The 13,262-nt window shown below is 67.0% G+C and carries 14 protein-coding genes; 11 read left to right on the plus strand and 3 right to left on the minus strand.

Features of this window, described 5'->3' with window-relative positions; translation table 11 throughout:
* Window positions 1-558: dienelactone hydrolase family protein (locus I0Q12_RS01250; protein ID WP_197250229.1), on the minus strand; the 558-nt coding region annotated here is incomplete at its 3' end.
* 179 nt (window positions 559-737) lie between these two features.
* Between I0Q12_RS01250 and I0Q12_RS01255 the strand changes: the two genes are divergently transcribed.
* Both I0Q12_RS01255 and I0Q12_RS01260 read left to right on the plus strand, forming a co-directional pair.
* Entirely contained in the window at window positions 738-1,406 is a 669-nt protein-coding gene (locus I0Q12_RS01255; RefSeq protein WP_197250230.1) for a fasciclin domain-containing protein, read from the plus strand.
* Between the two features lie 44 nt (window positions 1,407-1,450).
* Complete coding sequence (locus I0Q12_RS01260; protein ID WP_231609802.1) at window positions 1,451-2,020, plus strand: lipocalin family protein; 570 nt, start codon at window positions 1,451-1,453, stop codon at window positions 2,018-2,020.
* Window positions 2,021-2,081: 61 nt separating this feature from the next.
* Here I0Q12_RS01260 and I0Q12_RS01265 read toward each other — a convergent pair whose 3' ends face one another.
* Window positions 2,082-2,804 (minus strand): TetR/AcrR family transcriptional regulator, encoded by a 723-nt coding sequence (locus tag I0Q12_RS01265; RefSeq protein ID WP_197250232.1) that lies wholly within the window; start codon window positions 2,802-2,804, stop codon window positions 2,082-2,084.
* Window positions 2,805-2,994: 190 nt separating this feature from the next.
* Here I0Q12_RS01265 and I0Q12_RS01270 point away from each other — a divergent pair, with 190 nt between their 5' ends.
* The 9 genes from I0Q12_RS01270 (at window position 2,995) to I0Q12_RS01310 (ending at window position 12,907) form a co-directional block, all read left to right on the plus strand.
* On the plus strand, window positions 2,995-4,548 hold the full coding sequence (locus tag I0Q12_RS01270; protein WP_197250233.1) for a bifunctional 3-(3-hydroxy-phenyl)propionate/3-hydroxycinnamic acid hydroxylase: 1,554 nt from the start codon (window positions 2,995-2,997) through the stop codon (window positions 4,546-4,548).
* 12 nt (window positions 4,549-4,560) lie between these two features.
* Window positions 4,561-5,502: a VOC family protein gene (locus tag I0Q12_RS01275; protein ID WP_197250234.1), complete on the plus strand. Its 942-nt coding sequence runs from the start codon at window positions 4,561-4,563 to the stop codon at window positions 5,500-5,502.
* A complete protein-coding gene (locus tag I0Q12_RS01280; RefSeq protein WP_197250235.1) occupies window positions 5,502-6,353 on the plus strand; it encodes an alpha/beta fold hydrolase in 852 nt (283 codons plus the stop codon). Before I0Q12_RS01275 ends, I0Q12_RS01280 begins: the two co-directional genes overlap by 1 nt.
* Window positions 6,354-6,454: 101 nt before the next feature.
* The gene (locus I0Q12_RS01285) at window positions 6,455-7,336 is read left to right on the plus strand and encodes a VOC family protein (RefSeq protein WP_197250236.1); all 882 of its coding nucleotides are present in this window, start codon (window positions 6,455-6,457) and stop codon (window positions 7,334-7,336) included.
* A 35-nt stretch (window positions 7,337-7,371) separates the two neighbouring features.
* Window positions 7,372-8,376, plus strand: coding sequence for a dihydrodipicolinate synthase family protein (locus I0Q12_RS01290; RefSeq protein ID WP_197250237.1), 1,005 nt, complete (start codon window positions 7,372-7,374; stop codon window positions 8,374-8,376).
* A 54-nt stretch (window positions 8,377-8,430) separates the two neighbouring features.
* Window positions 8,431-9,942, plus strand: coding sequence for an aldehyde dehydrogenase family protein (locus tag I0Q12_RS01295; protein WP_197250238.1), 1,512 nt, complete (start codon window positions 8,431-8,433; stop codon window positions 9,940-9,942).
* 2 nt (window positions 9,943-9,944) lie between these two features.
* Window positions 9,945-10,241 carry a Dabb family protein gene (locus I0Q12_RS01300; protein WP_197250239.1) on the plus strand — a complete coding sequence of 99 codons (297 nt, stop codon included), beginning with the start codon at window positions 9,945-9,947 and terminating at the stop codon, window positions 10,239-10,241.
* 40 nt (window positions 10,242-10,281) lie between these two features.
* Window positions 10,282-11,004: a class II aldolase/adducin family protein gene (locus I0Q12_RS01305; protein WP_197250240.1), complete on the plus strand. Its 723-nt coding sequence runs from the start codon at window positions 10,282-10,284 to the stop codon at window positions 11,002-11,004.
* 7 nt (window positions 11,005-11,011) lie between these two features.
* A complete protein-coding gene (locus tag I0Q12_RS01310) occupies window positions 11,012-12,907 on the plus strand; it encodes an FAD-dependent monooxygenase (RefSeq protein ID WP_197250241.1) in 1,896 nt (631 codons plus the stop codon).
* 20 nt (window positions 12,908-12,927) lie between these two features.
* Here the strand turns inward: I0Q12_RS01310 and I0Q12_RS01315 are convergent.
* Window positions 12,928-13,262: DUF2867 domain-containing protein (locus I0Q12_RS01315; protein WP_197250242.1), on the minus strand; the 335-nt coding region annotated here is incomplete at its 5' end.

Genomic DNA, 13,262 nt, shown 5'->3' on the forward strand with positions numbered 1-13,262 from the left:
GTGCCAGCGCTCGGGCCGGGTGAGCAGGAAGTGACCGGCGCCGGGGAACGGCAGCCAGGTCGCGTCCACGCCGCGGCGGCGGGCGGCCTCCGTCTGGGCCTCGGCGACCGACGGGTCGGTCCACGTGTCCGCGGTGCCGTGGGCGACCAGGAGCCGCCGGCCCGGCGGGATCAGGGCGCCGTCGTTGTCCGGCCACCACGGGGCCAGCGCCACCACCGCCTCGACCTGAGGGTGCGCGGCGAGGTGCGCGACGGCACGACCGCCCATCGAATGTCCGACGAGTCCGATGGGCGCATCGGGCCGCCGGCGGCGGATCTCGTCGAGGGCGCGCAGACCGTCCTGCACGGGGCTGCGCACGCTCCCGTTCCAGCCCCGCACCGTGTACTGCACCTGGCGGACGGTGATGCCGGTGCCGGAAAGACGCAGCCGCAGAGACTCGGTGAGCAGCGACATCCGCAGCTGCGACAGGTGCCACCACCGGGCGGTCGCGGTACTCGCCGGCTTGCCGCCGGGCAGCACCAGCACGTGGGCACGGACCCGGCTCGAAGGAATCTCCATGACCGCCATTCGGAGCCGCAGACGCGGCGGATGGCTCACCGCAGAAACCCGCCCCGGAAACGGCCCTTCGAAAAAAACTTTCGGATCCGACCCATCCGCCCCCTGACCGGTGGCGAATGACCGGTGACACACCCGATCGACGGAGCCCCCGGGCCCTCGCCACGGAAGGAAGACGAACGATGGCTATTCGAACGCGAAAGAGCATGGCACTGATCGGAATCGGCGCCGCAGCAGTGATGGGTCTGTCGGCGTGCTCGTCCGACGACTCCGACTCCGCAACGGAGTCGGCGACTTCGGCAGCGACCTCGGCGATGTCGTCGATGGAAACGACGACCACCGCGGAGGCTGCGGCATCCGGGCTCGTGGGCCCGGGCTGCGCCGCCTACGCCGAGCAGGTACCGACCGGACCCGGTTCGATCGAAGAGCTCGCACAGCAGCCGGTCGCCACCGCCGCCGGGAACGTGCCGGTCCTGACGACGCTGACCGCAGCGGTCTCCGGGCAGCTCAACCCGGACGTGAACCTCGTGGACACCCTCAACGGGGGTGAATTCACCGTCTTCGCGCCGGTCGACGACGCGTTCGCGAAGGTCGATCCCGCCACCGTGGAGACACTGAAGACGGATTCGGCGTTGCTCACCAATGTCCTTACCTACCACGTGGTTCCGGGGCAGATCGCTCCCGCCGACATCGCGGGTGACCAGACCACCGTCCAGGGCGGGACCGTGACGGTGACCGGCTCGGGTGACGACTGGAAGTTCAACGACGCCAACCTGATCTGTGGTGGAATCAAGACTGCGAATGCCACCGTCTACCTGATCGACGGAGTGCTGCTGCCGCCGCAGCAGTAATTCCGGTGCCCGGACCGACGAAAGGAGATCCCGTGAAACGAGCGATGTTCGGACTCGCCGCGGCGGCACTCGCCGCGGTGGGTCCGGCCCTCGTCGCGGCGCCCGCGCAGGCGGCGCCGCTGACTCCCGTTCCTCAGCTCGACGTGACGCAGTACGTCGGCGGCTGGTACCAGCTCGCCGCCAATCCTGCGCCGTACAACATCGACTGTGTTCGCGACACCACCGCGCAGTACACCCTGATCGACGAACGCAATGTGCGCGTGGAGAATTCGTGCACGACGATCACCGGCGAGCGGCGCGGGATCGTCGGCAACGCCCGCCTAAACGACACCGCGTCGCTGCACGTGTCGTTCCCGGGTGTGCCGTTCCAGGACTCGCTCGACGGTCCGAGCAACTACATCGTCACCTACCTCGCCGACGACTACTCGTGGGCCCTCGTCGGTGACCCGACCCGGGTGTCCGGATTCGTGCTGTCGCGCTCGCCGGTGGTGGACGCCGCTGCGTGGCAACAGATCCGCACGGTCGTCGAGGATGCCGGGTACAACTCGTGCCTGATGCTGACCTCCCCGACCACGGAAGGACTGCAGGAGATCAAGCCCCTCTGCACGGTGTAGCGGAAGGCACTGTGTAGCTGAGGAACCGGCGCCGGGATCGCATTCGATGCGGTCCCGGCGCCTATCTCGGCCGAGCTGGATCGAGCAGCCCGGCGGGTGACGTTCGCCCGCTCGCCGCCGAACCGGTGCCGAGCGCGTCTGCATCGAGCCTTGCCAAGAACGCCTCCGCCATCAGTGTGATGGCATCGGCGAGCTCGTCCATCTCCTCACTCATCGATCGACCGGCCTCGGCTTGTCCGCCGAGGAAGGCCCCGTCGATTCCGGCCATGCAGAATCGTTCGAACTTGTCGGCAACCGCCTTCGCGATCTCCGGCCCATGGTCACGGAACGACTCCCGGATCATGCGGTTCACGTGGCTCCGGCCCTCGCGGCGCACGCTCGCGATGGTGTCTGCAACGTCCGCCTCGCCCGTGTCCTCCTCCTCGCTGAGGATGAGCAGCATGTGCAGTCGGAGAAACTCCTCTCGCTCGGTCAACACCGCGGCTGCGCGATTGAGGAACCAGCTCAGCCGCTCCCGGGGCGTGCCGTCGACGGGCGGATTCGTCTGCGGGTCGCCCAGCGCTTGGAAGAAGTCCTTCATGCCCGTTTCCATCACTGCCGAGAGCAGTCCGCTCTTGGTGTGGAAGTGGTGGAGGATCACACTCTTTGCCAGTCCTATCTCGGCGCTGAGAGCTGACAGCGACGTGGCCGCGTAACCGCGCTGCCCCATGACCCGGGTGGCCGTCTCCAGGATTTCGTTGCGGGACTGCCGCCCTCGCCGGTTGCTGACTCGCTGCCTTTCCACGTGCAGATTGTAGAGCGGACTTGCCGATGCCCGGATCTCGCACTCTCGGCGCACCAGCACAGTGAGCCGCGAAAGGGAACCTAATTCTGCACGGCGGAATTTGAGCAGCAATGGTTGACGGCGCGATCGGAAACTGTGACGCTCCTCACGAACTTATCGACCGATTGGTCGAACAATGGAGGAGTGATGCATGTCTGACCACTTCGATGCCGACGTCGCGATCATCGGCTATGGCCCGACCGGCCTTGCGGGAGCCCTCACACTGACCAACAAGGGCGCGAGTGTTATTGCGTTCGAGCGTGATACGGACATCTACGCCCGCGCTCGTGCGGTAACGATCAACGACTGGACGATGCGGATCTTCCAGGAGCTGGGGATCGACGAGCGAATCGAGAAGGTCATCGAGCCGGAGGACAAGTTGCGCTGGGTGACCTACGACGGCCAAGAGATCATGCGCGTCCAGCATCCGCCGTCCGAATTGGGTACGCGCAACACGAAGCCGCGCTTCTTCAACATCTATCAACCGACAATGGAGGCCGAGCTGCGTCGCTGCGCCGAGGAATACGACGCCCTCGACGTGCGATTGGGCGTCGAGGTGATCGGCGTGGACCAGGACGAAACCGGCGTCACGATCACCGCCCGCGACCGCAAGACGGGTCGAGAGACGAGCACCCGCGCCCGATACGCGATCGCGGCCGACGGTGGCTCCAGCCCGACGCGCAAACTGCTCGGCATCCCGATGCTCGGCGATACCGCCCCGACCCAGTGGATCGTCATCGACTGCAAGACCAAGCGCTTCTGGCCCGACAGTGATTGCCCGACATTCTGGTCGGACTCCGAGCACCCTGTCGTCGACATCTCGCTCTCCGGCGGCCACCACCGCTGGGAGATCGCGCTCAGGCCCGGTGAGACCGAGGCCGACTTCCCCTCCACCGACGAGGTGTGGCCGCTACTGCACGCGCTGGGCAAGTCCGAGGACGACGTCGAGATCGAGCAGTATGCCTTCTACCACCACCACGTCCGTGCCGCGGAGTCGTGGCGCCGCGGACGAATCTTCCTCGTCGGCGACGCAGCCCACCTGATGCCGCCGTGGGCCGGGGCCGGCATGCAGTCCGGCATCCGCGACGCCCACAACCTCGGCTGGAAGCTTGCGCGGGTCCTGCGTGGCGAGCTCGGCGAAGAGTGGCTGGACACCTACGAGGCCGAGCGACGCCCCAACGTCGAGTTCTTCACCAACATTGCCATCGCGCTCGGCCGGGTGATCATGCAGCAAGCGACGCCGGAGGAAATCGAGGCGATGGACGCCGTCCCGGAGAACACCGTGACGCCACCCGAGCAGCCGATCTTCGCACCCCCGGTGTTGGAAGCGGGCTGGCTGCGCGGTGAACTCGGCGATGCGAGCATCGTCGGCCGGATGCTGCCGCAGCCCCACATCGGCGACCACGTCGGTACCCGCGCCCGCGTCGACGAGTTGATAGGGCACGGCTTCGTCCTGATCGGCGCCGAGGTCGATCCGGCAACCCTGCTGAGCGCCGAGGAGAAGTCCGAGTGGGATGCCCTCGGCGCGACCTACCGCACGGTGCGATCCAAGATGTCCCACACGGAGGGCCCCAACGATCTTGTCGACCTCGAGGACGCGCTTCTTCCGTGGTTCGAGCGGTATGGCGTCAGGGCGGTCGCGGTTCGTCCCGACAAGTTCATCGCCGCAGCCGACAAGTCCGGTCTCGCGGTCCCCGCGCTCTGAGAGGAAAGAACGATGACTGGAGTCAAGGAGCTCGCCTACGTCGTCTACGAGGTCAGCAAACTTGCGGAATGGGAGCACTTCGCCGGCGACCTGCTCGGTATGCAGGTGGCCGACAAGAACTCTGACTCGATCAGCTTCCGCACCGACGACAAGGCCTACCGCTGGTTCTGCACCCAGGGTCCGGCCGACGACCTGGCCGCGACCGGCTACGAGGTCGAGAACGATGCATCGCTCGACACGATCGTCGAGAAGCTCCGGGGTGCCGGGGTGGAGGTCACCGAGGGCGATGCAGCACTCGCCACCACCCGCAAGGTCGACCGCATCTTCATCACGGCAGACCCGATCGGGAACCGGATCGAGCTGGTCACCGGCTTCGCCGACGCCGAGACGCCGTTCCACTCCGGCACGATGCTCGGCACGTTCGTCACCGGGCAGGGCGGGGCCGGTCACCAAGTGTTGATGTCCAAGGACGTCGACCGCGAGGACTACCTGGCGTTCTATCTGGACCTGCTGGGCTTCAAGATCAGCGACTTCATCGTCGAGGAACTTGCGCCGGGGATCGTCGCCGATGTCGTGTTCCTGCACTGCAATCCGCGGCACCACACCCTCGCCTTCGGCAACATGCCGAACCCGAAGCGCACCCACCACTTCATGATCGAAGTCACCGACATCCGTGACGTGGGCCTGGCCTACGACCGCTGCATGGATGCCAAACAGCCCTTCGAGATGACGCTCGGCATGCACCCCAACGACCGCATGTTCAGCTTCTACGTCCGTACGCCGTCGGGCTTCTCCGTCGAGTACGGCTGGGGCGGTCTACTCATCGACGACGAGACCTGGGAAGTGCAGACCCTCGGTCAGCTGAGTGCCTGGGGACACCGCCCACCCGAGATAGTCCACGCCCTGCTGGGCCAGGCCCCGTTCACCAACACGCCCCCGGAAGGTGCCCACTGATGACCCTCATCGAGGCGGACGTCGCCAAGGACGTCGATACCGAGAACTGGACCATCCACTACAACGAGGCCGGCCCGGCCGACGGCCATCCGGTGATCCTGATTCACGGTGGCGGCCCCGGTGCCACCGGTTGGAGCAACTACAACCCCAACATCGAAGCTATCGCCGCTGCGGGTCTCCGCGTCATCGCCCCGGACCTCCCAGGTTGGGGAGCCTCGAGCGAGGTCGACTTCTCGACCTACGACCAAGTGCAGGCGGTCTGCGAGCTGCTCGACGCCCTCGGTATCGAGAAGGCGGCGTTCGTGGGTAACTCGATGGGCGGCCACACTTCGCTGCGGATGGCCATCGAGCACCCGGACCGGGTCACGCACCTGATCACCATGGGCGCCCCTATCCAGATGAAGCCGATCCTGTTCGGTGCCGGCGGCGGTCCCTCCGAAGGGCTCAAGATCATGGCTCGGACCTGGTCGGACTACAGCCCCGAGCAGATGAAGCGGCTCGTCGAGATCATGGTCTTCGACAAGGAGCGGTTTGCCACTCCCGAGCTGTGCCGGCAGCGGTCCGAGGCAGTGGCCAAGCGCCCCGAACACGTCGCCAATGTGCTCGCGGCTGCACCGAAGGCACCCATCACGATCTGGGTCGATCCCAACCGGCTCTCGGAGATCACGGCACCCACGCTGCTGATCCACGGCCGCGACGACCGGGTCGTCACGTTCGAGACCGCGCTCGTATTGGCGGCGAACATTCCTGACTCACGCGCGCATGTCATCAACCGCTGCGGCCACTGGGCGCAGCTCGAGCACGCCGACGAGTTCAACCGCCTCGTGGCGGACTTCGTCCGCCACCACTGAGGGTTGCGGGCGGTCCCCGAAGGGATCGGGAACCGCCCGCGACGGGGATGAGGCCCACTCCTCGTCGTACTGCTTGTGCACACCAGAAACCGGAGGTCCGTGTGATCAAGGTGCAGACGCTCAACAACATCGCGCTCGCGGTTCCCGACCTCGATCGGGTCGAGGACTTCTACCGCGACCGCTGGGGGCTGGCGCCCGTCCGCGGCGACGGCGACGCGCAGCGTCGCTATTTCCGAGCCCGAACCTCCGCCCATCACGGGCTCTCCCTCGAGCAGGCGCCCGCCGGCGCCACCCGGGGGGAGCTGGTGCACGTGTCCTTCGACGTCGCGACCCGTGCCGACCTCGATGCGGCGTTCGAGCAGGCCGTCGCCGCGGGCGGCCAGGTGGAACGTGAGCCGGGGGACGCGGTCGGGCCCGGGCACGAGGCGAGTGCTGCCGTTTGCGACCCCGACGGCAACCTCGTCCAGTTGCTGTATGGCGCTTCTGTCACCGAGGAGAGCCACCGTGCGCGGATCGTCGCGCCCCGCAAGCTCGGCCACCTCGTGCTGAATACGCCGCAGCGCGCGGTACTCGAGCGCTTCTACGGCCGGCTCGGCCTGCGGGTCAGCGACCGGACCGCACGCGGCATGTCGTTCATGAGGTGCAACCGTGATCACCACACCCTCGCCCTCTGCGACTCCGAACGGACGGGGATCCAACACATCGCATTCGATGTCGTCGACATGGACAGCATCATGACGGCACTCGGCGCGCTGACCCGCGAAGGGACGCCCTGCGTGTGGGGGCCCGGCCGACACGGGCCGGGAAAGAACATCTTCACCTACTACGCCGACCCCGCGGGCGTGTTCATCGAGTACTACGCCGAGCTCGAGCAGGTGGAGGAGGAGGTGGACGCCCCTTTGGAGGCCGTCTTCTGGGGCGAGGAATGGAAGGGCGACACCTGGGGATACGCCGGTCCGCCCCCTCCGAACTTTACGAAGTGAAACAACAACATTCGATGGAACACGAGGTAGTGACGATGACTGACGCGAAGGGCGGCCGAGTGATCACCGCATCCGAGATCAGCGGGGTGTACGGGATCATCCCGACACCCGCGCTGCCGGGTTCCGACCGGATCGATGCCCGGAACACGGTGGATGTCGAGGAGACGGCGCGACTGGTCGATCAGCTCGTGCGCGACGGCGTCTCCGGCATCATCGCGCTGGGAACGACGGGCGAGTGCCCGAGTCTGAGCGAGGACGACTTCGATGTCGTCGTCGACACGATTGTGGAGGCTGTCGACGGTCGGGTGCCGACGTTCGTGGGCGCGACCGGCTCGGGTGGCCACGGCACCGCTCGTCGTCTGCGAAAGGTCGCCGAGTCGGGAGCCGACGGCACCCTGCTCGGCCTACCGATGTGGCAGCCGCTGACCACCGCGATGGCGGTGGACTACTACGCCCAGATCAGCGAGGCGTTCCCGGACCTGGCGGTCATGGTCTACGCAAACGCCCGAGCCTTCCGCTACACCTTCCCGGTGGAGTTCTGGGAGGGCATCGCAGCCCAAGCTCCCACGGTCACCTCGGCAAAGGTGTCGAAGGCGCCCGATCTGGAGCGAATGCTCGAAGCAACCGAGGGCACGGTGAACTTCCTGCCCAGCGACATGGTCGTGCACGACTTCGCGAAGCGAGCGCCCACGACCACCACGGGCTGCTGGGCCACCGCCGCAGCAATGGGACCGGAGCCCTCGATCGTGCTGATGGACGCGCTGCAGACAGGTGACGCTGCAGCCGTCGAGAAGGCGGTGGCCGACATTGCCTGGGCCAACGAGCCTGCGGCCCACCTGTTCGCCGACCAGGAGCTCTTCGCCTCCTACAACCTCCAGATCGAGAAGACCCGGATCGCCACCGCCGGCTACTGCCGGCCGGGCCCGATCCGGTCGCCCTACAACCACCTGCCGGAGCCCTACGCCGCCGCGTCCCGCGAGTGCGGGCAGCGCTGGCGTGAGCTGCGCGCCCGCCTGACGAGCGCCGCCACCGCGTCCTGATGACCCGAATCACAACGATGAACCTGACGAGGCAGAGAACCCATGCCATCCTCCATGACGAGCACGTCGCCCTACGAGTCGGAGTACGCACCCCACGAGAAGACGCTGGCCGCGATCCGGTCGCGTGACTGGGGTCTGCTCATCGACAACGAACTTCGCCCGGCCGTAAGTGGCGCCGGCTTCGCAACCGTCGATCCGGCGACCGAGCGGCCGTTGGCGGAGGTCGCCGACGGAGGTGCGGCCGATGTCGAGGCCGCTGTCCGGTCGGGGCAGCGCGGTTTCGAGACCTGGCGCCGGTACTCGCCGCAAGGGCGCGCGGCCGCGGTTCGCGAACTCGCTGGGCACATTCGGACGAACGCCGACGAGCTCGGTCTTCTCGACGCGCTCGATGGCGGCAGCCCGGTGACCTCGATGCGCAAGGACGCCCTCTGGGCCGCTGACATGCTCGAGATGTTCGCCGACTGGGCCCTGATGATCAAGGGCGAGACGTACCCCGGCGCCGGGACCGGTTTGCACTACTCGCGCCCCGAACCGTACGGCGTCGTGGGCCGCATCATCCCCTTCAACCACCCCATCTTCTTCGGAGCAGGCAAGCTCGGCGCACCACTGATGGCCGGAAACGCAGTCATCCTCAAGCCTCCGCCGCAGGCACCGCTGTCTGCGATCCGACTCGGTGAACTCATCGCAGAGGTCCTGCCTCCGGGCGTGGTCAACATCGTCAACGGCGCCGGCCCGGAGCCGGGAGTGGCGATCGCAGCCCACCCCGAGATCGAGCGCATCGCGTTCATCGGCAGCGAGCGCACCGGTCGCGACATCCAGCGGGTCGGCGCCGGCGCCGGGGTCAAGCACGTCAGCCTCGAACTGGGTGGCAAGAACGCCATGGTCGTGCTCGCAGATGCCGACATCGAGGCCGCGGCCCAGGGCGCCGTCTTCGGCATGAACTTCACCGCTACCCAGGGCGAGTCCTGCGGGTCGAACTCCCGGCTGCTCGTCCACCGCTCGATCGCCGACCAGGTGGTCGCACGGGTGGTCGAACTTGTCGAACAGATCAAGGTCGGCGTGCCGGTCCTCGAATCGACCGAAATGGGCGCGCTGGTCTCCCGCGAGCACTTCGAGCGGGTCAGCGGCTACATCGAGGCCGGGCTCGCCGAGGGCGCTGTCCTCGCCACCGGCGGCGGGCGACCCGACCACCTGCCGGAGGGCCTCTTCATCGCCCCGACTGTGTTCGACAAAGTCACCCCCGACATGACGATCGCGCAGGAGGAGATCTTCGGGCCGGTCCTGTCGGTGCTCACCTTCGACGACGATGACGAGGCGGTCCGCATCGCCAACGGTGTCCCGTACGGACTGACCGCCAGCGTGTGGACGCAGGACGTCGACCGTGCACACAGGTTCGTCGACGATCTCCAAGCCGGCTATGTCTGGATCAACGACTCGTCGCGCCACTTCCCGGGCCTCCCCTTCGGCGGTGTCAAGGCTTCGGGCCTCGGCAAAGAGGAGAGCCTCGAGGAGATCATCAGCTTCACCCGATCCAAGACGGTCAGCATCCCGCGCAGGGGGCATTGACGATGCTGCACCACGTAATCGAGCTCCGCTTTCACGAGGGCACCACCGACGAACAGATACAGCGGATGGCTCACGGCCTGCTCGGCCTGCGGGACCGGATCGCCACGATCCGGTCGATGAAGATGGGCAGAGATCTGCGAATCCGGCCGGACAACTTCGAATTCGCTTCCCTCATCGAGTTCGACGACGAGGCAGGCTACCTGGAGTTCCGGGACCACCCGGCCCACCGACAGTGGGTGCGCGATCAGGTCCAGCCGATCATGGCTCAGCGCGCCGGCGTCGTCTTCCTCAGCTCGTGACCGCCCAGCTCAGCCATACCCACGCGAAGGAATCGACAGCATGACCACCCTCGAAGGCACGTCGGTGAGCGACCTGGTCGCCGCCAACCACATCCTCGTCCGCCAGGGCGTCCTCGACTCGTTCGGCCACGTCAGCATGAGGACCGCACCGGGCGCCGACACGTTCTGGCTCTCACGCAACCTCGCGCCGGGATCGGTGACGGAGTCCGACCTGCTCGAGCACGATCTGGACGGTGACACAGACGACCCTCGGAGCCCCTATCTGGAGCGGTTCATCCACGCCGAGATCTACCGCCGTCGGCCCGATGTGATGGCGGTCGTACACAGCCACTCGCCCGCCGTCGTCCCGTTCAGCACCGTCTCGGTGCCATTGCGGCCGGTCATTCACATGGCCGGCTTCCTGGACCCGCAGCAGACACCCGTCTTCGAGATCGCCGACGTCGCCGGTGACGCCACCGACCTCCTCATCACCTCCTCGCAGCTGGGCGCCGCGCTCGCCGAGACCCTCGGTGACTCCTCGGTGGCACTGATGCGCGGACACGGCTCGGTCGCAGTCGGCGCTTCGGTGCCCGAGGCCGTCTACCGGGCGGTCTACACCGAGGTCAACGCCCACGCGCAGGCTTCAGCCCTCGCCCTCGGTGAACCGCGCTACTTGACCGCCGGTGAGGCAGCGGCCGCGAACGCGACCGTCGGCGGGCAGGCAACCCGCGCGTGGAACGTCTGGCGCGCGCAAGCGATCGCGTCGTCTGCCGGGCAGGTGTGACGTCGCCATGCAGTTCCATCACCACGGCTACGTCTCAGGCGACCCCCGCGTACAGCCCGCCGCCGGTGTCGGGCCGACCCGGCCGAGTGGCCTACCCGACACGGTCGACGTGCTCATCGTCGGCACCGGTCCCGCCGGCATGATCACCGCAGCTCAACTCTCGCAATTCCCCAACATCACGACCCGGGTCGTCGAACGCCGCGCCGGCCGTCTGGAAGTCGGACACGCAGACGGTCTCCAAGCCCGGAGTTTGGAGACCTTCCAGGCGTTCGGATTCGCCGAACGCCTGGCAGCCGAGGCGCACCACGTGACGGAATTCGCCTTCTGGCAGCCGGACCCGGCCGATCCCACAAAGATCGCCCGGGCCGGCCGGTCACTCGACGACCCGAAGGGGCTCAGCGAATTTCCGCACATCCTCGTCAACCAGGCACGCGTACTGGATTACTTCGCCGAGTTCATGGCCAACTCGCCCAGCCGCATGAAGCCGGACTTCGGACTGGAGTACAGAAGCCACGAAACCGACTCGGGCTCGGAGTATCCGGTATACGTAACCCTTGCCCATACCGCCGGGGAGCGTGCAGGAGAGACGTTCGAGGTCCGTACGAGGTACCTCGTAGGGGCCGATGGTGCCCACAGTCGGGTACGCCGGTCGATCGGTTGCCGATTCGAGGGCCACAGCGCCAACCATGCCTGGGGTGTGATCGACGCCCTGGCCGACACCGACTTCCCCGACATTCGACTGCTGTCGACCATCCAGTCGAGTACCGACGGCAACATGATGGTGATTCCCCGAGAGGGGGGATTCCTGTTTCGCTTGTACGTCGACCTGGGTGAAGTCCCCGACCAGGCGAGCGGCGTCCGGGCCACGCCCGTCGAGACCGTCATCGCGAAGGCCAACAAGATCCTGCACCCGTACTCGATCAACGTGAAGCAGGTCGCCTGGTTCAGCGTGTACGAAGTCGGCCACCGGCTGGCCGAGCAGTTCGACGACACACTGCGCGACCACACCGGCGACCCACGCCCGCCACGGGTGTTCATCCTGGGCGACGCCTGCCATACGCACAGCGCCAAGGGCGGACAAGGCATGAACGTCTCGCTCCAGGACGGCTTCAACCTGGGGTGGAAGCTCGGCCACGTCCTGGACGGGCGTGCCCCCGAGTCGCTGCTCTCCACCTACGATGCCGAGCGCAAGGCCATCGCGAAAAACCTGATCGACTTCGACAAGGCGTGGGCGGCAATGATCGCCAAACGCGCCGACGAGCTCGACGACGTCGCGGAGGTGCCGACGTTCTTCCGGAGCACGGAGGAGTTCCGCACCGGATTCCGTACCGAGTACCCGCCATCGATGATCGTCGGCCAGGCGACGTACCAGGACCTTGCGAAGGGATTCCCGATCGGGCAGCGTTTCGCGTCGGCCAGGGTCTCACGGGTGGCCGACACCAACCCGGTCCACCTCGGTCATCACGCCAGAGCCGACGGACGCTGGAGGATCTACCTTTTCGCGGATGAGTCAGCCTCCGGCCATGATTCCGCTCTCGAGAGCGCGGCACGGTGGCTCACCACGTCCGAGCACTCGCCGTTCGCGGAGCTCCCCGACGGCGTCCGACCCAACGACTGGTTCGATCTGAAGGTCGTCTACCAGCAGGACCACCACGCGATCGAGCTCGGCCGCGTGCCGGACATCTTCAAGCCGAGAGTCGGGCCGTTCGACCTGGTCGACTACGAACATGTCTACGCCGCGATCCCCGACGACGATGTCTTCGAGTCCCGCGCGATCGACCGCGGTGGTGTCGTCGTCGTCGTGCGACCCGACCAGTACGTTGCGCACGTGCTGCCTCTGGCTGCGCCCGATGAACTGGCCACCTTCTTTGCGGGGCTGCGCCTTCGAGATCCGACGATGTGAGGACGCCGCGGCGGTCGGTCTCATCCGTCCACGCCCACCTCCCGGCGCGCGGCCCCCGCGATGTTCTCGAGCATGCCCTTGAAGATGATCCCGTGGAACGGCAGCAGCGAGTACCAATACAGCCTGCCGGCAAGACCTTTGGGGAAGAAGATCGCCCGCTGATGCAGGCGTGTCCGGTCCGGGCCCAGCGGTTCGAGACGCCATTCGAGCCACGCCCCGCCCGGGGCGAGCATCTCGGCACGCAGCCGCAGCAGTTCGAAGCGGTCGATCCGCTCGACGCGCCAGAAGTCCAGGGCGTCGCCGGTGGCGTCGGTGGACATCGTTCTCCTTCGCTGGTCTGCTACGCGGGGAGCGG

The sequence above is a fragment of the Rhodococcus sp. CX genome (assembly GCF_015865005.1).
Lineage (GTDB): Bacteria > Actinomycetota > Actinomycetes > Mycobacteriales > Mycobacteriaceae > Rhodococcus.